The organism is Entomomonas sp. E2T0, from assembly GCF_025985425.1.
Lineage (GTDB): Bacteria > Pseudomonadota > Gammaproteobacteria > Pseudomonadales > Pseudomonadaceae > Entomomonas.
Window position 1 is genome coordinate 2,945,306 of record NZ_CP094972.1, and the last position, 24,841, is coordinate 2,970,146.

At 34.6% G+C, this 24,841-nt stretch carries 26 protein-coding genes; 9 read left to right on the top strand and 17 right to left on the bottom strand.

All coding sequences use genetic code 11. The features are described 5' to 3' along the window. Nucleotides 1-209: 209 nt before the first annotated feature. Nucleotides 210-419 (bottom strand): SlyX family protein, encoded by a 210-nt coding sequence (locus MTZ49_RS14025; RefSeq protein WP_264746076.1) that lies wholly within the window; start codon nt 417-419, stop codon nt 210-212. Between the two features lie 6 nt (nt 420-425). Further along, nucleotides 426-845, bottom strand: coding sequence for an HIT domain-containing protein (locus tag MTZ49_RS14030; RefSeq protein WP_264746077.1), 420 nt, complete (start codon nt 843-845; stop codon nt 426-428). Between the two features lie 401 nt (nt 846-1,246). Between MTZ49_RS14030 and MTZ49_RS14035 the strand changes: the two genes are divergently transcribed. Beyond that, nucleotides 1,247-2,650, top strand: a complete 1,404-nt coding sequence (locus MTZ49_RS14035; protein WP_264746078.1) for an OprD family porin — start codon at nt 1,247-1,249, stop codon at nt 2,648-2,650. A gap of 51 nt (nt 2,651-2,701) precedes the next feature. Here MTZ49_RS14035 and MTZ49_RS14040 read toward each other — a convergent pair whose 3' ends face one another. Beyond that, nucleotides 2,702-4,606 carry an ATP-binding cassette domain-containing protein gene (locus MTZ49_RS14040; RefSeq protein ID WP_264746079.1) on the bottom strand — a complete coding sequence of 635 codons (1,905 nt, stop codon included), beginning with the start codon at nt 4,604-4,606 and terminating at the stop codon, nt 2,702-2,704. A 153-nt stretch (nt 4,607-4,759) separates the two neighbouring features. Between MTZ49_RS14040 and MTZ49_RS14045 the strand changes: the two genes are divergently transcribed. Then, nucleotides 4,760-6,691 (top strand): transglycosylase SLT domain-containing protein, encoded by a 1,932-nt coding sequence (locus tag MTZ49_RS14045; protein ID WP_264746080.1) that lies wholly within the window; start codon nt 4,760-4,762, stop codon nt 6,689-6,691. Nucleotides 6,692-6,730: 39 nt separating this feature from the next. Here MTZ49_RS14045 and MTZ49_RS14050 read toward each other — a convergent pair whose 3' ends face one another. Then, entirely contained in the window at nt 6,731-7,045 is a 315-nt protein-coding gene (locus MTZ49_RS14050; protein WP_264746081.1) for a hypothetical protein, read from the bottom strand. A gap of 224 nt (nt 7,046-7,269) precedes the next feature. Between MTZ49_RS14050 and rhlB the strand changes: the two genes are divergently transcribed. Both rhlB and MTZ49_RS14060 read left to right on the top strand, forming a co-directional pair. After that, a complete protein-coding gene (rhlB, locus tag MTZ49_RS14055; RefSeq protein WP_264746082.1) occupies nt 7,270-8,667 on the top strand; it encodes an ATP-dependent RNA helicase RhlB in 1,398 nt (465 codons plus the stop codon). A 10-nt stretch (nt 8,668-8,677) separates the two neighbouring features. Beyond that, on the top strand, nt 8,678-8,848 hold the full coding sequence (locus MTZ49_RS14060) for a hypothetical protein (protein ID WP_264746083.1): 171 nt from the start codon (nt 8,678-8,680) through the stop codon (nt 8,846-8,848). A gap of 18 nt (nt 8,849-8,866) precedes the next feature. On the opposite strand, the gene thiO is transcribed toward MTZ49_RS14060, so the two are convergent. Both thiO and MTZ49_RS14070 read right to left on the bottom strand, forming a co-directional pair. Beyond that, nucleotides 8,867-9,964 (bottom strand): glycine oxidase ThiO, encoded by a 1,098-nt coding sequence (gene thiO / locus MTZ49_RS14065; protein ID WP_264746084.1) that lies wholly within the window; start codon nt 9,962-9,964, stop codon nt 8,867-8,869. Nucleotides 9,965-10,034: 70 nt separating this feature from the next. Then, on the bottom strand, nt 10,035-10,520 hold the full coding sequence (locus tag MTZ49_RS14070; RefSeq protein ID WP_264746085.1) for a hypothetical protein: 486 nt from the start codon (nt 10,518-10,520) through the stop codon (nt 10,035-10,037). A 458-nt stretch (nt 10,521-10,978) separates the two neighbouring features. Here MTZ49_RS14070 and MTZ49_RS14075 point away from each other — a divergent pair, with 458 nt between their 5' ends. Together MTZ49_RS14075 and MTZ49_RS14080 are read left to right on the top strand one after the other, a co-directional pair. Beyond that, nucleotides 10,979-12,169: an MFS transporter gene (locus MTZ49_RS14075; protein WP_264746086.1), complete on the top strand. Its 1,191-nt coding sequence runs from the start codon at nt 10,979-10,981 to the stop codon at nt 12,167-12,169. Then, the gene (locus MTZ49_RS14080; protein ID WP_264746087.1) at nt 12,159-13,016 is read left to right on the top strand and encodes an NAD-dependent epimerase/dehydratase family protein; all 858 of its coding nucleotides are present in this window, start codon (nt 12,159-12,161) and stop codon (nt 13,014-13,016) included. The genes MTZ49_RS14075 and MTZ49_RS14080 overlap by 11 nt, the downstream gene beginning before the upstream one ends. On the opposite strand, the gene MTZ49_RS14085 is transcribed toward MTZ49_RS14080, so the two are convergent. The 3 genes from MTZ49_RS14085 to cobB all read right to left on the bottom strand — a co-directional run bounded on the left by MTZ49_RS14085 (nt 13,002) and on the right by cobB (nt 16,294). Further along, nucleotides 13,002-13,676 carry a rhodanese-like domain-containing protein gene (locus tag MTZ49_RS14085; protein WP_264746088.1) on the bottom strand — a complete coding sequence of 225 codons (675 nt, stop codon included), beginning with the start codon at nt 13,674-13,676 and terminating at the stop codon, nt 13,002-13,004. The two genes, MTZ49_RS14080 and MTZ49_RS14085, sit on opposite strands and share 15 nt — an antisense overlap. A gap of 132 nt (nt 13,677-13,808) precedes the next feature. Further along, complete coding sequence (locus MTZ49_RS14090; protein WP_264746089.1) at nt 13,809-15,134, bottom strand: dicarboxylate/amino acid:cation symporter; 1,326 nt, start codon at nt 15,132-15,134, stop codon at nt 13,809-13,811. A 401-nt stretch (nt 15,135-15,535) separates the two neighbouring features. Next, entirely contained in the window at nt 15,536-16,294 is a 759-nt protein-coding gene (cobB, locus tag MTZ49_RS14095) for a Sir2 family NAD+-dependent deacetylase (protein ID WP_264746090.1), read from the bottom strand. A gap of 175 nt (nt 16,295-16,469) precedes the next feature. Here cobB and folE point away from each other — a divergent pair, with 175 nt between their 5' ends. Both folE and xthA read left to right on the top strand, forming a co-directional pair. Continuing rightward, entirely contained in the window at nt 16,470-17,015 is a 546-nt protein-coding gene (gene folE / locus MTZ49_RS14100) for a GTP cyclohydrolase I FolE (RefSeq protein ID WP_264746091.1), read from the top strand. 11 nt (nt 17,016-17,026) lie between these two features. Next, on the top strand, nt 17,027-17,839 hold the full coding sequence (gene xthA / locus MTZ49_RS14105) for an exodeoxyribonuclease III (protein WP_264746092.1): 813 nt from the start codon (nt 17,027-17,029) through the stop codon (nt 17,837-17,839). Nucleotides 17,840-17,893: 54 nt separating this feature from the next. Here the strand turns inward: xthA and MTZ49_RS14110 are convergent, their stop codons facing one another. Then, nucleotides 17,894-18,511 carry a TetR family transcriptional regulator gene (locus tag MTZ49_RS14110; RefSeq protein ID WP_264746093.1) on the bottom strand — a complete coding sequence of 206 codons (618 nt, stop codon included), beginning with the start codon at nt 18,509-18,511 and terminating at the stop codon, nt 17,894-17,896. A 120-nt stretch (nt 18,512-18,631) separates the two neighbouring features. Between MTZ49_RS14110 and MTZ49_RS14115 the strand changes: the two genes are divergently transcribed. Then, on the top strand, nt 18,632-19,825 hold the full coding sequence (locus MTZ49_RS14115) for a multidrug effflux MFS transporter (protein WP_264746094.1): 1,194 nt from the start codon (nt 18,632-18,634) through the stop codon (nt 19,823-19,825). Nucleotides 19,826-19,829: 4 nt separating this feature from the next. Here the strand turns inward: MTZ49_RS14115 and MTZ49_RS14120 are convergent, their stop codons facing one another. The 7 genes from MTZ49_RS14120 to MTZ49_RS14150 all read right to left on the bottom strand — a co-directional run bounded on the left by MTZ49_RS14120 (nt 19,830) and on the right by MTZ49_RS14150 (nt 24,764). After that, on the bottom strand, nt 19,830-20,414 hold the full coding sequence (locus MTZ49_RS14120; RefSeq protein ID WP_413774156.1) for an NAD(P)H-dependent oxidoreductase: 585 nt from the start codon (nt 20,412-20,414) through the stop codon (nt 19,830-19,832). 118 nt (nt 20,415-20,532) lie between these two features. Continuing rightward, nucleotides 20,533-21,141, bottom strand: a complete 609-nt coding sequence (locus MTZ49_RS14125) for an NAD(P)H-dependent oxidoreductase (protein ID WP_264746095.1) — start codon at nt 21,139-21,141, stop codon at nt 20,533-20,535. Between the two features lie 188 nt (nt 21,142-21,329). Further along, a complete protein-coding gene (locus MTZ49_RS14130; protein WP_264746096.1) occupies nt 21,330-22,136 on the bottom strand; it encodes an inositol monophosphatase family protein in 807 nt (268 codons plus the stop codon). 192 nt (nt 22,137-22,328) lie between these two features. Then, nucleotides 22,329-22,931 (bottom strand): N-methyl-D-aspartate receptor NMDAR2C subunit, encoded by a 603-nt coding sequence (locus MTZ49_RS14135; protein WP_264746097.1) that lies wholly within the window; start codon nt 22,929-22,931, stop codon nt 22,329-22,331. Then, nucleotides 22,915-23,694 (bottom strand): lysophospholipid acyltransferase family protein, encoded by a 780-nt coding sequence (locus MTZ49_RS14140; protein WP_264746098.1) that lies wholly within the window; start codon nt 23,692-23,694, stop codon nt 22,915-22,917. The genes MTZ49_RS14135 and MTZ49_RS14140 overlap by 17 nt, the downstream gene beginning before the upstream one ends. Before the next feature lie 87 nt (nt 23,695-23,781). Beyond that, on the bottom strand, nt 23,782-24,327 hold the full coding sequence (locus tag MTZ49_RS14145) for a DUF4124 domain-containing protein (RefSeq protein ID WP_264746099.1): 546 nt from the start codon (nt 24,325-24,327) through the stop codon (nt 23,782-23,784). A 68-nt stretch (nt 24,328-24,395) separates the two neighbouring features. Continuing rightward, entirely contained in the window at nt 24,396-24,764 is a 369-nt protein-coding gene (locus MTZ49_RS14150) for a hypothetical protein (protein WP_264746100.1), read from the bottom strand. Nucleotides 24,765-24,841: the final 77 nt, after the last annotated feature.

Sequence of the window (24,841 nt, forward strand, 5' to 3'; positions counted from 1 at the left end):
ACCTAATTTTTCACAAACACACAAAACACTGACTAATTACTTAAATAAAGTAATTAGCTTCTTTTCTATAATAAAGTTACTAGAGATAAGAAAAAGAGAAATATATGAGAAATTTATTATTTCTCTTCAAACTTACTTTTCAGATTTTTAGGATTCTGTCCTCTAACAGAAAGTTAAAAAGGTAATAAGTTCCCTTCATAACACAAATTTTAATAATGAGGTGGTGGTATATTGTCCTCAATCTCACGCCACTGCTCTAATAACTCATTGTGACCTTTAATCAGTAACTGTACTTTTCTTTCTAAAAGGTCTATTAACTGTTGTTGTTTTACAATAGTAATATTCAATGCTTGAATAGTATCATCTTGGAAAGCCTGACGACTTTCCAAGTCATTAACACGCGCCTCTAAATCACTCATTATTAATCACTTAAATGAAAAGGTAACAGGCATTATTTCTTGCAACTGCTTTTTAATAGCGTCTATTTCACTCTCATCATAAGGTTTTGCAGGTAATTTATCCCAAACAGGTTGAGGCCAAGTTACATCATCTTTATAACGTGCTATTACATGGATATGTAATTGGCTAACAATATTACCTAATGCACCAATATTGATCTTATCAGCTTTAAAAACATCCTTAACTAATTCACTGAAAGCTGTCACTTCAGCCCATAACTGATGTTGTTCATCAGGTAACAGGTCAAATATTTCCATCGTATCATTACGTCTTGGTACTAAAATAAACCATGGATATTTTTTATCATCCTTTAGTAGTAATTGGCAAAGTGGGAAATTGCCAATTGCAATACAATCTTTATTTAAATACTCATCTAATATAAACATATCAATTCCTATTATTAAAAACAGTATGTAACTTAGTTTACGCTATATTAACAATTTAACTTAAAATATTAAAAAAAACTCTAACATAAATCATTTAGAGATTATCTTTTCATAACAATAATTTAAAATCACAATCACTATAAACAATTAAATTATCATTTTTTATAACAAAAAAGCACAAAAGGCATACTAATTGCATTAAATCATAAAAATTTTAATTACTTATTTTACATCAATGTCTTTAATGCTATAGTTTTTAACAAATGAGGTAATATGATTATATTTTTAAATTTAATAAAAAGATCTTACTTATTTTATTACATAGTTTTTTGCTACAACAATACATCTAATAACCGATATTACAAAAACTTAGCTCATGCTTGAAATAGGGAAACTAGCAAATGAATAAAGCCAAACATAACTTGCTGGCAGTAACCATCGCAACACTTATACCAACTTTAGCCATCGCTGAAGAGCAGCAGGACACCTCAACTCACTCTATACTTAATAAAAACGCTCAAGCTGAATCTGCTGGTTTTGTAGAAGACAGTAACTTAAATGTGCTTATTCGTAACGTTTATTTTAAGCGTGATTTTCGTAACTCTAGTAATTCAAATATGACTCAAGATGGCAAAGAACGTCAAAGCTATCGTGAGGAATGGGCACAAGGCTTCATGGCTACCTATGAGTCTGGTTTCACCCAAGGAACCATAGGCTTTGGTGTTGATGCATTTGGTATGTATGGTTTTAAACTAGACACAGGTAGAGGACGTAATGGTGCAGGATTACTTCCGATTGATAGCCATGGACGAGCTGAAGATAACTATAGCAAAGGCAGCGGTGCTGTAAAAATGCGTATCTCCAACACTGTTTTAAAATATGGCGAACAGATGGTAGACACGCCTGTTTTCTCTGTGGATGATGCCCGTTTATTCCCAGAAACAGCAGAAGGCTTTTTACTAACCAGTAACGAAATTAAAAATCTTACTATTAATGCTGGACACTTTACCTCATTACGTGCAATGAATCAAAGCTACCGGGATTCAAGGTCTAATGATTGGGGACTATACAATGATAGAGGCACTGGCTTAAAACGTGCTGACTTTATTGGGGGTACTTATCAATTTACTGATAATCTATCTGCTTCACTTTATTATTCAGATGTACAAGACTTCTGGAAGAAAAAATATGTAGGTGTTGATTACGCTATTCCAATTGATGATAAACAAGCAGTAGACCTATCTTTTAATTACTACAATACCAAAAGTCAAGGCCCTGTAAAACACCTAAGTCGTCAAGTATATAACGGTGATAAAATCAACTCTAATGTATGGAGTTTACAAGCTTCCTATACCTATGATGCCCACAAGTTTACTTTAGCTCATCAACGTGTAACAGGAGATGGGCCAGGTAATCCTTATGGTGTTGACGGTGGTGGAGCTATTTATTTAGCTAACTCTGTACAGTACTCAGACTTTAATAATGAAAATGAACGTTCATGGCAAGCTCGTTATGATCTTGATATGAGCAAATATGGAGTACCTGGCCTAAGTTTTATGACTAGATATCTTCGTGGTACTAATATTTCTGAATACCTACGTGATAGCAATAAATCAGGCGGTAAGGTAACAGAAACTGAGCATGATATTGAAGCGAAATATGTAGTACAAACAGGCCCAGCTAAAGACCTCAGTGTACGTGTTCGCTATGCTATTTACCGTTCTTCAGGCTTCTCAGATGATATCAATGAACTTCGTGTCATTACTGAATATCCTTGGGATCTTATGGGAATGTTTAAAAAATAAACCTATTTTCAATAAAAAGCCCAGTAAGTACTGGGCTTTTTTATATAGTTATTATCCTTCTAACTCAGACCAACGTTCTAATAACCCATCTAACTCAAGCTGCATATTAGTTAACTTTTCTAATACAACACTGGTTACGTCCGTTGATTGCTGATAAAAATCAGGATTATTGACTTGTTCTTGCAATATCTCTAACTCAGACTCTAATGCTTCAATCTTGGCAGGTAATGCATCTAGTTCGCGCTGATCTTTATAACTTAATTTTCGCTTTGTAGATTGCTCTTGTGTCACTACTGACTTAGCTGATTGCACAGTAGTTTCAATCATTACTGCTGTTTGTTTTTCATCTTGCACACCTAGCAACTTAGGTGAACCACCCTGTCTTAACCAATCATCATAACCACCAATATATTCAATGACTTTACCATTGCCTTCAAACACGAGAGTACTGGTTGCTACATTATCTAAAAAGACACGATCATGGCTGACAATAAGAACCGTTCCTTGAAAACTATCTAATACTTCTTCTAGTAACTCTAAAGTTTCTATATCTAAGTCATTAGTAGGCTCATCCAGTACCAATAAGTTAGCTGGTTTACTAAAGAGTTTAGCCAATAATAATCGTGCTCGCTCACCGCCTGACAATGCCTTTACAGGAGTTCTTGCGCGTTGTGGACTAAACAAGAAATCACCTAAATAGCTCAGCACATGTCTTTCTTGACCTGCAATACTGATAAAATCACGCCCTTCAGCGACATTGTCTAATACTGTTTTTTCTTCATCCAATTGATTACGTAGTTGATCAAAATAGGCAATTTCTAGCTTTGTTCCATGCTTTACCTGTCCATTATTAGGCGCTAACTCACCTAATAATAATTTTAATAAGGTTGTTTTACCCGTACCATTTGCACCTAATAAGCCAATACGATCACCTCGTTGAATAATCAACGAAAAATCCTTTACTTGTGGCTTATCTTCATAACCAAAACTAATATTATCTGCAATAATAACTTGCTTGCCTGATTTCTCAGAGCTATCTAATTGGAAACTTGCCTTACCTTGCACATTTCTACGCTCAGCACGCTCCTGCCTCAAAGCTTTTAAAGCACGTACGCGTCCTTCATTACGGGTACGCCTAGCTTTAATTCCTTGTCTAATCCACACTTCTTCTTGAGCTAATTTTTTATCAAACAAAGCATTGGCTGTTTCTTCGGCAGCTAACTGTTGCTCCTTATGCACTAAAAAGCTTGCATAGTCACCTTTCCAATCAATCAAATAACCACGATCTAACTCTAAAATACGTGTAGCTAAATGCTGTAAAAAACTACGATCATGGGTTATAAACAAAATAGCGCCTTTAAAATCCATCAAAGCATTTTCCAACCAATTAATCGCCCCTATATCTAAATGGTTAGTTGGTTCATCTAATAATAATAAATCTGGCTCAGCCACTAACGCTTGGGCTAGTAAAACTCTACGCCGCCAACCACCAGATAATTCTGCTAATTTTTTATCGGCTGGCAATTGTAATCTTGTTAAAGTAGTTTCTACTAATTGCTGTAATCGCCAGCCATCCTTCGCTTCTAATTGTTGTTGAACTTGCATTAACTGCTGTAAATCGTCATCATTATTAATATGTTGGCTTAAATGATGATAACGAGCTAATAACTCTCCTACCCCTGTTAAACCTTCTGCTACCACATCAAATACAATGCGATTATCAGCTTTAGGCAACTCCTGAGGTAACTCCCCAATCTTTAAACCAGGAGCTCGCCATATTTCACCATCATCAGGTTGATTAATCCCTTTTACTAAACTCAATAAACTAGACTTACCCGTACCATTACGACCAATAATACAAACACGCTCGCCCTTTTCTATTTGCCATGACACCTTATCTAATAAAGGTGTCATACCGTAAGCCAATGATACATCAGTAAATTTCAGCAATGCCATAGTTATCTCCAAACATCAAGCTAGATAGTTTAACAGGCATTACTTATAACCAAAACTAGCAATCAATAATTTGTATTATTTAAGTATTCGCAAATTCTTAATTAGCAAGGTAAGCTATAGTATTTTCATGAAATATAAAGGTCTAACACTATTATGGCTAACGCATTGATTCGCTATGTGTCTACAGTAAGCTGCTTATTATTAGCCAGCTTTACTTTGCAAGCAGCCACTTTAGAAGAGCAACGTAACTATTTTGATCAAGCAAAAGTTGCATTAGATAAAAATAATCCGCTTGTTTACTATAGCCATAAAAAAGCATTACAAGGTTACCCATTAGAACCCTATCTTGCCTACTTAGAACTCAACAAACGTATAAAACTCGCCTCTGATAAGGAAGTTATACTGTTTGTAAAAAAGCACCAAGATTTACCACAAACACGCTGGTTAGAAATGCGTTGGTTACGCCTAGTGGCGGAAAGAGGTGATTGGAATACTTTCTTAAAGTATTACCAACCTGATACCTTTTCTGAGCTTGATTGTTTTTACGGACAATACCTCTATCAAAATAAACAAACAACTAAAGCAAATGAATTAGCTGAAAAACTCTGGTTAAAACCTCATTCCCAACCCAATGCTTGTGATGTAGTATTCAATTATTGGAAAAAACAAGGCAAAATGACTGCTGATATACGTTGGCAGCGTCTAAAAATGGCTCTTGAAGCAAAGGAGTATAGACTAGCTAATCATATTGTAGGATTATTACCTGCTTCATTAACTGAGCAAGGTAAAGAGTTTACCTATGTCGCAAAAAACCCTACATTAATCGCTAAAACCCAAAACTTTCAGGGTAAAGATAAAATTACTGGTGATATTGTTGGTTTAGGGTTAAGACGTTTAGCACGCCAAGATCCAGAACAAGCATTATCATTACTACAATACTATGGAACTCGTTTACAATTTTCTGATGACCAAAAAGTCGCTTTAGCTAACGATATAGGCTTAACTTTTGCACGTCGTTATGACGATCGAGCATTACCAATTTTAGCAAAATATGATGCCAACCTAGATCATGATGATGTAAGCGAATGGCATGTAAGATTATTACTACGATTAGGCCGTTGGCAACAAGCGCAAGACTTAATTAATCGCTTACCTGAGCAATTAGCCCAAACTAATCGTTGGAAGTATTGGAAAATTAGGGTAGCACAATATATAGACCCTAAAGCCCCCCAAATTATAGAACAGTATAACAAGCTAGCCCAAGAAAGAGATTTTTACGGCTTTTTAGCTGCGCAACGAGTTAATGCTGACTATCAATTTAACCATCAGCCTATTATTGTTAATAATAGTATGGTGCTAAGAATAAAGAATATGCCTGCCATACAAAGAGCTATAGAGTACTTGTATAAGGGAATGGATAACGAAGCTTGGATTGAATGGCATAACCTCACACGCAATCTTTCTAAACAAGAGATGCTTGCCCTTTCACAGTTAGCCTATGATATGAATCTTTATTTCTACGCGATACGTACCTTGGCTATTACTAGTTATTGGGATGATTTAACTATCCGTTTCCCTATTGCTTATAAAGATATTCTGGTTAAAGAGGCTGATAATAGGAGCATTAGTCCTAACTGGGCTTTTGCTATTATGCGTCAAGAAAGTGCATTTAATGATCGGATTAAGTCACATGCTGGTGCTATGGGATTAATGCAACTTATGCCTGCTACAGCAAAAGAGACTGCCAAGAAATTTGATATCCCATTAGCAAAACCTCAAGAGGCATTAAACCCTAATACTAATATACAATTAGGTACCGCTTTCTTAGGTCAAATGTATGGACGCTTTCAGAACAATCGCATCTTAGCTTCCGCCGCCTATAATGCTGGCCCAGGCAGAGTGAGACAATGGCTACAAAATTCTAACAACGTAGATTTTGATGTATGGATAGAAACCATACCGTTTAATGAAACCCGTCAATATGTGCAAAATGTATTGTTCTATTCAGTTATCTATGGTCATAAATTAAATATTCCACAAGTATTAATTGAAGACCATGAAATGAATTTTGCCTCAAATAAATAAAGCAGCCTAAGCTGCTTTATTTATTTCATTCTATATAGACTATTGCTTATTTGCACCACAATCATTTACTACTTGAAGCATTTTAGTCTCAACATTTTTAAACTTAGTAATATCTTCTTGAGTAATGCTTTGTGGTGGTGTTAATAATAAATCCCACTCTTCTTTTGCTAACTTGTCATCAAAGTTTTTAATGGAACAGTCGCAAGATTTTTCAGTATTACCACTTTGTAAACAACCCGTTTTTAATTCTTGTAAAACAGCTTCTTTTGTTAATGTTGGCGTACTTGGCGTCTTTTCTGCCCACGCTGTTGCACAAGTAAGCATTGTTGCCACAACTAATAACTTTAATTTCATAGTTTTTGCCTTTATATATGCTGATAAAAAAGCATACTATAAATAATCCCAGCTAATTAAGCTAATTGTTTACAACTAATTAATGATACATATTAAAAGATACTACCAAGAAATATATTATAATCAAACTAATAGTTTACTTTAAAAAAGCATTAGCATAGTGCAGATAATGCTAATCTACGTTAAAATACAGAAGTTATTACTTAATAAATGGAATAAATACTTTGCTAAAAGCATTAAAAAGTTTTTTTACTAAAAAACAAGCTACTCCCCCTCAACAAGTGGCTAATAAAGCTCCATCTGAAAACGCTTCACAACACAATAATAAACAGAAAAAAACACCTCATAAAAAGCTTCGTGTTAAAAAACAACAATCAACAAACAAAAAGCAAACAAGTACCCTATTAATGGAATGGCAGGTAGAAGACTTTGTTGTAGAACCACAAGCGGGCAAGACTCGTTTTCATGACTTATTCCTATCAAACTCTCTAATGCATGCCATATACGATCTTGGTTTCACTTATTGCACACCTATTCAAGCAGGTGTACTAGGCCATACCTTAAAAGGGCTAGATTGTATAGGACAAGCACAAACTGGTACAGGTAAAACGGCTGCTTTTCTTATTTCTATTATTGCTCAACTAGAAGAAACCTCTCCACCTACTGAACGCTATATGGGGGAACCCAGAGCTCTAATCATCGCCCCTACTAGAGAACTCGTTATACAAATAGCTAAAGAGGCACAGACATTAACAAAATACACATCCCTTAATGTGATGAGTTTTGTTGGTGGCATGGACTTTAACAAGCAATTAAGGCAAATAGAGAGCAATTATTGTGATATTTTGGTAGCAACACCTGGTCGTTTATTGGATTTTCAGCAGCGTAATGAAATTCATTTAGACATGTTAGAAATACTTGTTCTTGATGAAGCTGATCGAATGTTAGATATGGGTTTTATTCCTCAAGTAAGACAAATTATTCGCCATACGCCTCACAAACGAGATAGACAAACCCTATTTTTCTCAGCCACTTTCACTGATGATGTAATGGATTTGGCTAAACAATGGACCACTGATCCTGCTATTGTTGAGATAACGCCAGAAACTGTTGCCAGTGATACTATTGAGCAACACATATATGCCGTATCTGAAACTGATAAACTTACTTTACTCTATAACCTAATACAACAAAACAATTGGCAACGTGTTATTGTTTTTGCTAATCGTCGTGACCAAGTACGAGATATTGAAAAACAACTGAAATACCAAGGCATTAGCACTGCCCTATTGTCAGGAGAGGTTGCACAGAACAAACGTGTACAAACATTAGAAAAATTTAGAGCAGGCAAAATCGCGGTATTGATTGCTACCGATGTAGCTGGCCGAGGTATCCACATTGATGGTATCAGCCATGTCATTAACTATAATCTACCAGAAACTCCTGATGATTATGTACATCGTATAGGCCGTACTGGCCGAGCAGGAACTAAAGGTATCTCTATTAGTCTAATAGGAGAGGATGATATTTTTATATTACCTAATATTGAGACTTTATTAGGTCAAAAATTAGAAGGAAAAATTCCACCTGCTAATTTATTAACACCGTTACCGAAAAAATAAGGATAAAACAATGACAACTTTTGAGATAGTGCTTATTTTACTGATTACTGCCTGTTGTTTATTAGGTTTTGGCTTTAATTTCCGTCAATATAATTGGGGGATAGCTATTATGTGGTTAGGTGCTATTACTATGTTGTCTGCTATTGCCTATAAAATATATGATGTTACTCATATTATTTAATCACTATTAACTAATATTTTAAAGCCTATTAACTGGTAAATAAGGATTAGCATCTACTATTTGCTGTCTATCTAACATTAAATCTGTTAATAGCTGACATGAAGCAGGTGCTAAAACAAAACCATTACGGAAATGCCCACAATTTAACCATAGACCGGGATAATCTGGCACCTCCCCAATATAAGGAACACCTTCAGGCGCTGCTGGTCTAAGCCCTGACCAATGTTGTATCACTTGTGCTTTAGCCAACTCAGGCAGCATCTCTATAGCTGATTGTCGAAGGCTTTCCTGCACTTCTAATGTAGGTTCATTATCGTAACCAACATATTCCATTGTACTCCCCACTAAAATATGTCCATCACGACGAGGAATAGCATAACGCCCATTAGCTAAAACAATAGTGGGTAAAAAATTCTCTGCACATTTAAACAAAATCATTTGTCCTTTAGCAGGTTTTACCGATATATTAAGCCCTAAGGAATGCAACCAATTGCCTAACCATGCTCCTGTACAGATTACAACATTATCAGCATAATAATCTTGGCGGCTTGTATGAACACCAATAACACGCCCTCCCTGTTGAATAATATCAGTAAACATACAATTTTCTTGAATATGTACATTAGGCATATTAACTAGAATACTATGTAATGCCCTAATTAATCGTGGGTTACGGATATTAGCTACATTATCCATATAGATAGCAGAGGTAAAACCACTTCCTAAAACACTAACAGCTCGTTCAACCTCAACAATATCCACTTTATTAAGTGGTCGTTGGTATTGCTGAGCCCAGTCCAGTGCCTGTTGCTCATCTTCTAAATTTAACCAATATAATCCCGTTATATAATACTCTGGATCAATGTTTGAAAGGCTTTTTAACTCAGTGATAAACGCTAGATAATTATCTTGCGAAACATTGACTAAACTAGTGATGGAGGAGTGTTGTCGCCAAGGAAATAATGGAGAAATAATACCACCACCTGCCCATGAAGACTCTCTTCCTACAGCACTATTTCTCTCTAACAAAATAACTTCTATGCCTTCCTTTGCTAAGGTATAAGCAGTTAACAACCCTATGATACCAGCACCTACAACTAATGTTCTAGTAGTCAAAAGTTACCTCTTTAGCTTTTACAGCAACATAAAATCTAAAATTGAGTGTGACTAATAATCAATATATTATTTAAAGTAATCGGCAGCGATCAGCATTAGGATAAAAAACCTTAATAACATTATTGTTAGGTGCATAATTAATCACTATTACCGCAGCAGGAGTCATATTCTTTTTATCCCAAGTGACATATTTATTAGGACGTTCAATTGTTGGTTTACCATAAAGATCTTCTATTTTATAGCGTATTTGAGCAGTATCATCATCACTTGCACTAACTACAGATAATGCACATAACCCTTCTATGGAATTAATAGTGTATACAATAGACTCAAATTGATAACCATAACTATTAGGTAATGCATTACCAGCAAAGGTTTGCCCATCATTACCAAGACCTGCTAAAGGAGAATAACGTTCTATTTGTTCCTTAGTAATGCCCATTTGAACGCCAAATAAACCATCCCATGGCCCCATTTGATATCTTTTCTCAGGAGAAGTACTGCTACAAGCCACCAATGTAGCTAAAACCATAGTAAAAATTAATGTTATCCGCATTCTAATATCTCCATTCTACTTTTAGTGATTATAATAATATTTTTACTAATTAACGCCCACTTTTTTGTTACTTTTATCTACTAATTCATTATCAATGTTTTATTAGCTTTTATAATGGTACTGTTAAATGTTCTTGTTGGTATAAATAACTGACAATCTTATGTGGGTATGCAACATAAGGTTCCGAAATAGACTTAACTAGTTGATAACCTTTTTTTGTCATTATGGATAATCTTAATACTCCAGAGCAAACCAATATGAGTTAGAAGTTTTTCTACAAGGCATTGGTTATTTAAACACCTCCTTATTTCCCTTGATTACTGGTATCATATTACAATACTTTAGTTCACTTGCCTTAGCTTAGATATTTATGAGTATCATAAGCATTATTTTATTAATCATAGTCTTTACATTTACTCCTACAAACAATCAATTAATTTTTAAATAGAAATACTTATATGACTTCCATCAAACCTCTCTCCTCTTGGTTTGTATTGCTATTATCAATCGCAACTGGAGTAAGCGTAGCTAGTAACTACTACGCTCAACCATTATTGAATACTATAGGGAATGATTTGCATATTCCTCTTAGTAGTACAGGCGTTATTATTACTGTTGCTCAATTATCCTATGCAGCAGGATTATTATTTTTGGTGCCTTTAGGAGACCTTATTGAAAGACGAGGACTTATTGTAAGTATGTCCCTCACCTCAATGTTAGGTCTACTGGTTTCTGCCACTGCACAGAATATGACATGGTTATTAATTGGTACGGCAATAACTGGTTTCTTTGCTGTAGTTGCACAGGTTATTGTGCCCTTTGCTGCTAGTTTAGCCTCACCCACTGAACGAGGAAAAGTAGTAGGCACTATTATGAGTGGCTTATTGCTAGGAATATTATTAGCAAGAACAGCAGCTGGATTTTGTTCATATATAGGAAGTTGGCGTACCATTTATTTTATTGCGGCGGTTACTTTATTTATTATCATCATTTTATTATTAAAAACACTTCCTCGCTATCCAGCCTCCACTAAAATGGCTTACCACCATTTACTTATTTCTACCATAGGGCAATTTATTAAATACCCCAAGTTAATTGTATATGGACTATTGGGCGCGCTAAACTTTGCTGTATTTAGTCTGTTATGGACACCCATTGCTCTTATCTTAGCTGATACTTATAACTATAGTGATTTAGTCATTGGTCTATTTGGTTTAATTGGTGCAGCAGGCGCATTAATGGCCCCTTATGCTGGTAAATTAGCAGATCATGGTAAAAGCAATTTAGTCATTACACTAGGCTTTATTTTATTAATTGCCTCTTGGCTGCCCTTGGCTTTTACAGCTTTTTCGGTGACTTTATTAATTATTGGTATTTTAATATTAGACTTAGCTGTGCAATCTATTCATGTTACTACCATGAATCAAGTGTATAAAATAAACCCTGATTCCAGAAATCGTTTAAATGCTTGTTATATGCTGTGTTATTTTATAGGTGGTGCTACAGGCTCGCTGAGCTCTACATGGATTTTTGCTCATTTTGGTTGGATTGGTGTTACCATTGTTGGAGCTACAACTGCCACAGTTGCATTACTAATATGGATACTATTCTATATACAACAAAGAAGAACCACTGACAATGAACAATAAACAACCCTCTTTACTTATTATAGGCTGTGGTGATTTAGGTACACGACTAGGTATAAAGATGGCCAATGAAAGTTGGCAAGTTTATGGTGCGAGAAGAAATATCAGCCAACTACCGAATGCAATCTCAGGTATAGGTCTTGACTTATACCAAGAAAACTTACCAATAAATTGGCCACAACATCATTTGGACTATATTGTATATTGTGTAGCCCCTAGTAAGGCTGAGCATAATCAATATTATGACCTCTATTATAAAGGCCTACAAAATACTCTAAATTGGTTGCAACAATGCCAACAAGTACCTAAAAGACTGTTTGTTATTTCTAGTACAGCGGTTTATGCGCAAAATGATGGACAATGGCTTGATGAGAATAGCCCAACTACTCCTGATAATGTACAGGGTAAAACCATGTTAGCTATGGAACAATTAGCATTGCAAAGTAATCTAGCTAGCACCTGTGTACGTTTGTCAGGTATTTATGGACCTAATCGTACTTACCTAATTAATCAGGCTAAACAGGGCGTACATTATCCCGATCAGCCTCCTCTTTATGCTAATAGAATTCATATTGAGGATGCTGCAAACCTTATACAACAGCTAATTCAATATCAGCAAACGGGTAATATATTAAATAATTACTATATTGGCGTTGACGATAATCCAGCACCTATTCAAGAAACATTGGCTTGGATAAGAAATAAACTAAATATCACTGAACTTGCTGATGAGTACAGTGAGCGTCGTGTAGGTAGTAAAAGACTCTCTAATAAGCTAGCAAAAACAACAGGCTGGACCCCCTATTATGCTAGCTATCAAGAAGGATATAGTAAGTTATTGGACAATTGAATTAATTATGCTTTGCTTAATATTTTCTTCAACTGTAGTAACAGCTGTTCCCTCGAATTGAAGACGTTTATCATTAACTGATACTAAATCAGCTAACTCATAGACATTACGATAGCCATAACCATACAAATTAATAAAAGTAGGAATATTTAAGGCGAGCGTAAGATTATTAGCATAAGTTTGTTTACCATCCAAATCCTTTGGTATTACTGCCATTTTGCTAGCAAAGCTCTGCTGGTCGTCAATAAAATTATTATTACAATAAATAAGAATAGTGGTATTTTTATCAGGAATTAGTTGATATAAACTGATTTGATTATAATCAGAATAGTTTAAATGGATAGCACCTTTTAAGTGTTTTCTATCATACATTGCTTTAGAACGAGAATCTAAAATAACAGTATTAGGCTGTTTTGCCTTTGCTAAAAAATCATCTAAACCTAATAATCTGTTAGCCCTATACTGTTCTACTTCCTCAGCTAGTTTCATAAAACTAGTAAAATCGATTTTACTGGCAACAACTTTATCCTGCTCTTGGAAATATTGATTAAGCTTTGCAACTTCTTGATAATCTGCTTGTTGTATATTCTGAGCAAAACTATTCCCTAGAATCATACTCATAACTAATAAAACGCTTTTATAAAATATATTCTTCTTCACAAGTGATCACCCTACTGTATATAAGCAACAATAATATATACAAATATACTTAATTTTAGGTTAATTTTAATTGCCAAAAAAAATGGATAATACACCAAGATATTATCCACTTTTAACTTCAATAAAACTTAATTATCTTACAGCAGTCGCCATTTGTTGATCAACTTCTGCTGGATTAGTTAATGCATAATTTAGTTTTTCCACATCCAACTGACCACAGTATTTAGCCACTACCACCGTCGCTAATGCATTACCCACTAAGTTAGTTAGTGCACGTGCTTCTGACATAAAACGATCGATACCTAGGATAAGTGCAATACCTGCTACAGGAATATGCCCTACTGCCGACAAGGTTGCGGCTAACACAATAAAACCACCACCTGTTACAGCAGCAGCACCTTTAGAGGAAAGCAACAATACCAGTAATAAGGTAATTTGATGCATTAAGTCTAGTGGTGTATTTGTAGCCTGTGCAACGAAAATAGCCGCCATTGTTAAATAAATAGACGTACCATCAAGATTAAAAGAATAACCTGTTGGAATAACTAGACCTACCACTGATTTGTGACAACCTGCTATTTCCATTTTCTTTAACATACGAGGTAATACAGACTCAGAAGAAGAAGTACCCAATACAATTAATAACTCTTCTCTGATTAAACGAATTAACTTAGTAATACTAAAACCACTGTAGCGTGCAATAGCACCTAATACAAAGAAAATAAAGATTAAACAAGTAGCATAGAAACAAAGCATTAATTGCCCTAACTGCCACAAGGTACTAATACCATAACGACCAATGGTAAAGGCCATAGCACCAAATGCCCCTATAGGTGCTAATTTCATGATCATATTAACTACATTAAACATAGCATGAGCAATTTGATCAATCATATTTAATAGTTGTTTACCAAAATCCCCTAAGCGATGTAAAGCAAAACCAAATAATACTGCAAAGAATAAAACCTGTAATATTTCACCACTAGCAAAAGCACCCACTACAGTATTAGGGATGATATGCATAATAAACTCAATAGTACTTTGTTCTTTACCAATATATTGTTGAACGCCTTTAATATCCAGCGTTGATGCATCTACATTCATGCCAACACCTGGTTGTACAACATTCACAATAATTAAACCAATGACTAATGCAACAGTTGAAACTATTTCAAAATAAAGAATAGCTATACCACCTGTTTTACCCACTGATTTCATACTTTCCATACCAGCAATACCACTAACTACAGTACAGAAAATAATGGGAGCAATAACCATTTTAATCAATTTAATAAAACCATCCCCTAATGGTTTCATTGCTTCACCCCATCCTTTTTCGACCACAGCATTGGTTACAGGATCGACTATAGTGGGGGAAAAATGTCCTAATAATATACCAATTACAATGGCAACAATGACTTGGAAATATAAAGACTTATATATTGGTTTTTTCTGCATAGTGATTTCTCTTTATAAATTATTCACTTATTCCTAAGCTCAATAAACTCACAATTATTTTTTTTGTTACCATCCATAGTAATTATTACAATATATACACAACCATTTTACAATCTATAAACCATTCAGATAATAGATACTATCAACATCATATAACCCACTATTTAGCAAATAAACAGTGGGTTATATAAAATGAACTTATAACTACTGAACTACTAAAGACCATGATTGATAGCGTTATATAAATGCTAATTTCAATCCTTTAATAAGCTATTATCATATCACAAAACAATAACTGATTTCATCTAGCGATACAATATTATTAATAATCAAAAAACTTATAACCCACTGATATTTAATCAATAATTTAAAAGCCATTATTAGTTAATAAATACCTGACATTAATCAAATTTCTTTTTAGTCAGCCCAGGATAACGACGACTAACGTTATTTTTTAACAAACTTTCTACCCAAAAAGGCACTTTTTCTGTAGCTAAACCATAAATAGCGCGTTTGAATAAACTCTGATTTTGACCCGGCTTTAAGTTAATCTCCAAAGTATCTGCATCCCTAGCATTTGCCTCTGTTACAAAACTAGCAGCAGGATAAACACTGCCAGAAGTACCAATAGCAACAAATAAGTCTACCTTCTCTATTGCTTTATAAATCTCATCCATCATTAAAGGCACTTCACCAAACCAGACTATATGAGGACGTAATGTGTTTTTAGTATGACAACAAGGACAGATATCACTCTGTTCAATATTAGTATTCCAATCATAACAACGCCCTGTTTTGATACAACGTGCTTTTAATAATTCACCATGCATATGAATAACTTTTGTGGAACCTGCACGCTCATGTAAATTATCAATATTCTGCGTAATAACTGTTACGGTTCCTGAATGTTCATTTTGTAACTCCGCAATGGCATAGTGAGCAGCATTTGGCTTTATTTCTGGAGATAACAAAGCTGCACGTCGCACATTATAGAACTCTTGTACTAACTCAGGATTTCGCTTAAATGCTTCAGGCGTGCAAACATCTTCAATACGATGATTATCCCATATTCCTCCTTCATCTCGGAAAGTATCAATACCTGATTCAGCAGAAATACCTGCTCCTGTTAAAATAACAATATTTTTAGGTAATCCCGTCATGAAGTTCTCCTAATTATTTAGCATCATTACTACATCCTATATCTTTATTATACAAGGATAAATATATTAACCATTGATATTTTCACTGAACAATTAATATAAAATTTGAGTTTTATCAATAAACAGATTGAGGTACTATTAACACTTTAATTTAATACCTTAAATGGGAAATCTCATGTCCTTGCAACAACACTATACAGCTATCCTAACAGAACTTGGGGAAAACCCTCAGCGTGAAGGATTAATAGATACTCCAAAACGTGCCGCTAAAGCGATGCAATATCTTTGTAAAGGTTATCAACAAACGTTAGAAGAAGTAGTGGGTGGTGCCTTATTCACCTCTGATAATAGTGAAATTGTATTAGTCAAAGATATAGAACTTTACTCACTCTGCGAACACCATCTGTTACCCTTTATTGGTAAAGCACATGTCGCCTACTTACCCAATGGTAAGGTATTAGGTTTATCTAAAATAGCCCGTATTGTTGATATGTATGCGAGACGCCTACAAATTCAAGAAAACTTAACTCATGAAGTAGCCAATGCCATTGAAAAAATCACAGGAGCATTGGGTGTAGCTGTAGTTATTGAAGCAAAGCATATGTGTATGATGATGCGTGGTGTTGAAAAACAAAATTCAACAATGACCACTTCGGTTATGTTGGGTGCATTTCGTGAAAAAGCGACAACACGTGCTGAATTTTTAAGTCTTATTAAATAAAAGTTATTATTGTGAAAATTATATCATTTAATATTAATGGGTTACGCGCTCGTCCCCATCAATTAAAAGCCATTATTGATAAGTATCAACCTGATATTATTGGCTTACAGGAAACTAAAGTAGATAACCCACAATTCCCTTTAGAAGATATCCAAAATCTTGGCTATCATGTGGAGTATCATGGCCAAAAAGGCCATTATGGGGTAGCCTTACTATCATTACGCCCACCATTAAAAACGTATTGTGGTTTTCCTACGGATGTGGAGGGTGCGCAATGCCGTTTTATTGCAGGTGTTTATGAGGACTCACAAGGACAGGCTATCACTATTATGAATGGCTACTTTCCACAAGGCGAAAGTCGTAGTCATCCTGTAAAATTCCCTGCTAAACAAAAATTTTACGCTGATTTATTACAGCTATTAAATGCCCAGCAGTCTCCTACACAACCCTTGTTAATCATGGGAGATTTTAATATATCACCACAAGATTGTGATATTGGTATTGGTGAGCAAAATGCTAAGCGTTGGTTACGTACAGGAAAATGTAGTTTTTTACCTGAAGAACGTGAATGGATGGGTAATTTAAAAAATTGGGGACTAATTGATAGTTTTCGTACTCTTTACCCAGATATTGATGATGAATTTAGCTGGTTTGACTATCGTAGTCGTGGTTTTGAGGATATCCCTAAACGTGGCCTAAGAATAGATTTAATTCTTGCTTCTACCGCATTACAGAATAGGCTTAAAGCTGCCGGCATTGATTATGAGATTAGAGGAATGGAAAAACCTTCTGATCACTGCCCTATTTGGTTAGAACTAAACTAGTAGGTTAATACTACTAGTTTAATCACTTATTTCTTGTAAATATTGTGTTTGGTATTATTCCCAATCAACAAAAATACCACGAAAAAATGCTTTGATAATAATTTCAGAATTATAACCCTCAGAAAACTGTTTAGGATCACGCGCCCAATCATTTAAAACACCTGTAGTCATAATATGTAGCATGTGAGCCGCTAAATCAGGAGTAATATCAGAACGTAATCGGCTAGCAGTTTCAGGTTCACTAATTAACTCAGCACAATGACTAATAAATGCCTCTATCATATTATTGCAGCGTGCCTCTGATTCACTTAATTCCTCAGTATACTCACAACGTCTTAATAAAATAGTAAATATATTGCGTGTTTTTTCATCATTAGATAACGCATCAAATATATTTTTAAATAACCCAAACAGTTTATGGATAACAGAGCCTTCCATTGCCATAAACTCTTCAAAAACCTGTTCTACTGGCTGAAAAATTTGACTCATTAATTCATTAATCAAATGGTCTTTATTTTTAAAGTGCCAATAAACGGCCCCTCTTGTCATACCTGTTGCGCGCGCTATTTCTTCTAAACTGGTTTTTGAGACCCCTTTCTTTAAAAAAAGGGTTTCTGCTGCGTCTAAAATCGCAATTTTTGTTTTTTCAGCTTCTTCTTTAGTTCGACGCATAGTTAATCGTTGTTCCTCTATTTATTTTGAATGACTATTTTAATCTATTTACAAACAAGATGTATGTAATTTATATGATTTAGTACAGCACAGTTTTACATTTTATTATAAAATGCGTTAATGACTTTACGAATTATCCTAATCCTAGCAGGTTTAAATGCTTTTGGACCACTAGCTATAGATTTATATCTACCCTCTTTTGATTTAATAGCTAATGATTTCAACACAGTAACAGACAATGTCCAACTTAGTCTTTCTGTTTACCTTATTGGTCTTGCAATAGGGCAAATATTATATGGCCCATTAACTGATAAACTAGGCCGAAAGTCTCCTTTAATTGTTGGGGCATGTATATTTATTGTTGCCTCATTAGGCTGTGCATTAGCTTCTAGCCTTAACTGGCTAATCACTTTACGTTTTCTACAAGCATTGGGTGGCTGTGCTGGAATGGTTATTTCTAGGGCAGTAGTAAGAGATCTTTGTGATCCTAACACAGCTGCCAAAGTATTTTCGCAACTTATGTTAGTTAACGGTATTACACCAATGGTTGCGCCTTTACTAGGTAGTTTACTATTAGTTTATTTTTCTTGGCATGCTAGTTTTTACTTTTGTTTTATTTTTGCTATTAGTATTGGTATAACTGCGCTATTTTGGTTACCTGAAACACTACCACCTAATGCTCCTCGCCCACCACTCAGCAGTGCTTTCAAGCAATATCAACATTTATTTAAAGAACGTAACTTTCTAGGTTATAGCATAGTCAGTGGTTTTATATTAGCAGGCTTATTTATCTATATTGGCAGCTCTCATTTTTTATTTGTTGAATTACACGGTCTTAGTAATACTCAATATGCTTGGATATTCGCACTTAACTCATTAAGTATTATGTTATCTGCACAACTTAACCATTTATTATTAGCTAAACATAACTCTATTTATTGGATTCCTAAAGTACTTTGGGTATCACTTACTGCTGCGCTTTTATTGATACTCGCTCACTATCTACAAGCCCCTGTGTGGTTATTTACCATTCCAATTATTATCTTTATGGGATCATTAGGTGTATTACTACCCAATATTACTGCTTGTGCTATGGCTGTGGACGCTCGTCAAGCAGGTAGTGCTTCAGCACTAATGGGTACGATACAATTTGCTATTGCCGCAAGCTTATCAGGTCTAACTGCTTGGTTACAAAATGGTACTGCCTATCCAGCAGCACTGATGTTAGCTTGTAGTGTCACAATTGGTATGATCATTACTTACCTAACTGCAAAACACCAACAAGCCACATCAGTAAATGAAGGTATTGCTTAAAGATTTACACTTTTCCAAAAACTTTTGTCAAATGCGCTTTATAAGCAGCAGTAGTTGCCTCTACATTTGGCTCTTTTATCACATCATTCGCCATAAAGGTAGGTAACGCTGATAGGCTTAAAAATTGCTGGGATTTATGGAAGGCAAAATACACGCCATCTACCCCTCTGCCATCGAAAAAGTTTCCAAACTCTTCAAACGCTTCTACAGGCGCATTCCATGTTACTGACAACATGTAACAACGACCTTCTAACATACCACCTGTACCATATTGTTTGGTGGGATCACTACGTGTACGACCATCATTTTTATATAGCTTTCCATGACCAACAGTATAAACATCATCCATATATTTTTTTACTTTCCATGGTGTACCCATCCACCAACCTGCCATTTGATAAACAATGGTATCAGCCCACAGTATTTTTTCTACCTCTTCTGCATCATCATAACCCTTTTCAATATGAGTTTCTTTAACTTGATGACCTAAATCAGACAAAGTTTTAACTGCCACTTCATGTAAAGTTGTGTTAAGTTGCCCACCAGAATGAGCAAATACTTGAGAACCATTAATTAATAATATTTTCACAATTACCTCAAAAATAAATACTTTAAAATATGATGTTAATTATAAATATTCTCTCGCTAAAAATCTGTTATCTATATGACTAAACATAAAATTTAGCCTTATAAATCAATACAGAATTTTACAAATCATGGAGATTCTTTTTCGCCATCATCCAAATTACTCTAGATAAGCGTGTTTTATAAGCAGCTATTTGCTGCTCAACATGTGGGTCTTTATCAACATTAGCAGCTAAAAAAGTAGGTAATGCTTTTAAACCTAAGAACTGGTGAGCCTTATGGAAAGCTAAGTAAACTGCATCCACTCCTCGTCCATCAAAAAAATGATCATACTCTAAAAAAGTTTCAGCTGGTGCATTCCACGTAACAGACAACATATAGTGACGTCCCTGCAATAAACCTGTTTTACCATAAGGTTTTAATTGATCTGGGGATATTTCTTTTTCATCTTCATAAAAAATACCATTACCGGCATTAAAAACTTCATCCATGTACTTTTTAACAATCCAAGGTGGCCCCATCCACCATGCGGGCATTTGATAAATAATCATTTCTGCCCACAAAAACTTTTGCACTTCGGCATCTACATCATAACCATTATCAATACGCGTTTCTTGCATTTCATGGCCGAATTCTTTTAATGTTGTTTTAGCAATTTCACACATAGTGTCATTCAATTTGCCTCGTGTGCCTGCAAATGCTTTTGCTCCATCAATTAACAATACTTTCATAGTATATCCTCATCAATTTACAGCATGGTCAGAGCTACTTCCTGATGAGGTGTTATATACAAATTTCTAATAATATGTATTGTAATAAATCAACTAGAATAAATACGCTAAACTTTTAATAGCATACTTAAAGAATGTAAAAGGAAAAATGGATTTGCCTCGTAAAAAGCAAATCCATACAAGAGATACTATTTTTTAGGAAGATGTGGCTGAATGGTCTGTAAAACTGCTTTAAAACATTTAGGATTGCCTGTTACTACTTGGCCATTTTCTAAAAAGTCATGACCACCTTTAAAGTCACTAATTAATCCACCTGCTTCTTGAATTAATAATGCTCCTGCCGCCATATCCCACTGCGACAAACCAGATTCCCAGAATGCATCATAGCGGCCTGCTGCTACATAAGCCAAGTCTAAACTAGCCGCTCCAGCTCTACGTATACCTGCAGTAGCACCTATTAAGTCACGAAACATAGCTAAGTAACTATCTAAACCATCTAATTGGTCTTGTTTAAATGGGAAACCTGTAGCCAATAAAGCACCCTCTAAACTTTTACGAGCACTTACTCTAATACGTTTGCCATTCATTGCTGCCCCACGACCACGAGAAGCAGTAAACTCCTCCTGACGCACAGGATCCAACACCACAGCGTGCTCTAAGCGCCCCTTATATTGGCAAGCAATACTCACTGCATAGTGAGGAACACCACGTAAAAAATTAGTGGTTCCATCTAACGGATCAATAATCCATAAATAGTCAGCACCTTCTGCTGTTCCTTTTATCAAACCGCGCTCTTCAGCCAAAATACCATGATTAGGGTAAGCTTTTTGTAAAGCAGTAATAATAATTTCTTCAGCATTTCTATCGATTTCAGAAACATAATCATTCGTTTCTTTTTGCTGTGGGCTAAGACTATCTAAACGTTCTGTTGCTCTAAAAATATATTCGCCTGCACTACGGGCGGCACGTAATGCAATGGTTAACATAGGCTGCATGAGGAAACTTCCAAGGGTTCTATCAAAACAATAATTATATCAGAAAGTTTAACGTTAGAGAAAATCTTCTAAGCTATAGCACATTATAGCTGATGCTATTTAATTTTAGATAAGGCAACTTGCCAAAGATTCTAAAGGCCCACCTTCGATACCTAACACCCCATCTTTAACAACAGCAAAACTGGCATAATCTTAAATTATTTTACTAAGATTATCTCTGGCTTGTTGCTCTAATAAGTCAAATAGCTTTGCTGTTTGATAAATAGCTGGTCGTTTTATAAAAGACTTGAGTATAGCCTTACGTTTCATTTTATATAAAAAATAAGGAACCCAACTATATTCTTTTCTAATTTGTTGTTCATATTCTGCAAAACGTTGTGGTGTAGCTCCGAAAATAGCCAAATCTACGTCTACAATTATTTTCTCATCGATTGTTTGTGGCATTGTTTGATGAGCCGTTATCAGAATTAATTGCTGTACTTGATCTATAATACTTTGTTTAGCATTCAATGATCGCAAACACTCTGCCGCCCAATTAGCACTAAGCTGCTCATTATTATGACCTTTTACATTATAAATAGCATCATGAAACCATAATGCCATTTCAATAGCTATAGGTATTTCAGTCTGATCTTTTACTAAATCAAAATAACTAAAACATTCTTGCAAATGCTGTAAAGTGTGATAATGACGGTCTGACTGTGAATAATAATGAACTAATTTTATAAAAATAGTTTGATCTGCTACTACGCCTAGCTGCTGACAACTATCTATCCATCTAGTTTTTAGATCCATTATATGTTATCCAATGCTTGGCTATTTGTTGTTGTGCTGTGTTAGCTAAGTGGCTTCGGCTAGTATATTGATGGCTATCTAATACTTCATTAAAAATAACTTTAATAGTTAATTGATAACAGGTTAATACATTCCAAACACTACGTAACAAAGATATATCCCCAACAAATGCTGGTCGTGTTGTGATATTTCTTTGGGCATCTAAATACTGTATAGCAATGGGTATTACCCAACCCTTTGAACAATAAACAGGTTTAAATAATGAAGGTTTAAACTTATTTACACTTAAACCTTCAGAAGTAGTTCCTTCAGGGAAAACGGCTATACAATTTCCTGTAGCTAACTCTTTTGATAACTGCTGGTTAACCTGCATAATATCGCGTTTATTTTCTCGCTCGAGAAAAACAGTATCACCTAATTTAGTCAATCTACCAATAATAGGCCAATGGCTAATTTCTTGTTTTGCTACAAAGCGTGGCTTTATTACAGTAAAAATAACTAAAATATCTAGCCATGAAATATGGTTAGCTACAATCAAAGTATTATGTAATTGTTGTGGAAGATTACCTTCAATCACTAACCTGATATCCAGTATCTTCATTAATTTAGATGACCATGCACGAAGCACTTTGGCAGTTTTGGCCTCATCATAGAATCTTATAAAAAAGAATATTCTTATGGCACCTACACTAAAATGTAAACATAATTTAATAACACGCCATAATGCTATAAAAATATTAACGCTTTGTTTTACTGGTTGCATTGCTTAATGATGTTATGAGAAACAGCTCACTAGCTTAAAACAACTAGTGAGCTATTAGCAACTTCCTAATATAAATAATATTGCTATTTAGTAACCATTTAATTTTAATTTATTATTTTCGGCTGTAATCTGAATATTACCAATGCAACTATCTAATCCCTTAGTTTCTTTATAAAAACACAATATAGTTGTTTGACTTGGCATTTTACTAGCAAATAGTGTTTGCTCTGAGGATGTACTTAACTCTTCTTTAATCACTTTCATTTTACTACAAACAGAAGAAACTGTTTCATAGATAGTTTTATTGCCTGCCCTCTCTTTAATATCTTGTTGCATTTCTTGAGAAAACTGATCCAATAAAGCATCTCCATCTTTTGCTTTACAAGCATTTTCTATATTTGTAAAAAGCTCAGTAACAATAACGCTAGGTAATGGAATTGGTGTTAGACCATTTGCTAGCTGAACAACTGTTCCATTGGGTGCCATAACGGTTTTTTTTACTTGTACTGGGGAAGTAACACAAGGTTTATCTGAATAGAGATATTGCCCATTATTTTGCTTACATTTATATGCTTGAGCTTGAACTAAAGTACCTACACTACAAAGAATAAAAACAAATAAAAGTTTTTTCATATTATAATCCCTTATACATCAATAAATAATATTATGTGTTTTAAAAATCTTACAGCGGTTACTTAATACTAATGTATCCTCCTATAATCCATTTTAGGTTGAAATATATCCGTTAATATATTTTGAACTTTATTAAGGTCATTAATATTTAACTCTATCTCTTGTAATTTACTATTATCAGTAAAAAAATGCAAAGGTGTTGCAGTGCTTAGTTGAAACTGTAAAACACTATCAATAAATTGATAAGAGAATTCATCTGCTGTTGTTTGTAAATAATAAAGTTTATCTAAACACTCCGTATACACAATGGTATCAGGATCATCTAATACATCCCTGCAAATAATAATATAGTTAAGAAAACTATCTTTACTAAACCAAATACTTAAACTAAAGAAATTATCATCTTCATTTTCAATCTGGATTTTTGAAGCTTTCATTTAAATAGTAGTAACTCAAATAACCAATATAATTACTGCTAGGTATAATAATATAAATTAATTTAACTACCAAAAGG